Source organism: Methylobacterium sp. CCH5-D2, from assembly GCF_001556475.1.
GTDB lineage: Bacteria > Pseudomonadota > Alphaproteobacteria > Rhizobiales > Beijerinckiaceae > Methylobacterium > Methylobacterium hispanicum.
Window position 1 is genome coordinate 1 of the sequence record NZ_LSIX01000457.1, and the last position, 309, is coordinate 309.

General features: G+C 69.3%; 1 protein-coding gene. It reads right to left on the reverse strand.

The genetic code is table 11. The annotated features are described in order from the left end of the window. Window positions 1-309 (reverse strand): efflux RND transporter permease subunit (locus tag AX737_RS11580; protein ID WP_156453670.1); only part of this gene is annotated, 309 nt, incomplete at both ends.

Genomic DNA, 309 nt, shown 5'->3' on the forward strand with positions numbered 1-309 from the left:
GCGAGATGCCCGGGTTGAAGGTCATGCTGACCGTGAACGAGCCCTCGTTGAACGGAGGCAGGAAGGCCCGGGGCAGGTTCCAGGCGGCGACGCCCGCGGCGGCGACCGCCACGGCGACGCTTCCGACGAGCCAGCCCTTGTGCCGGAAGGCGACCCGCAGCAGGGCGGCGTTGCCCCGCTTGAGCAGCTTGAGGAAGCGGCTGTCGTGCTCCTCAAGGTTCCTGAGCCCCGGGAGCAGCAGCGACGCCAGCACCGGCGTCAGGGTGATGGAGGTGAGCAGGCTCGCCAGGATGGAGATGATGTAGGCCT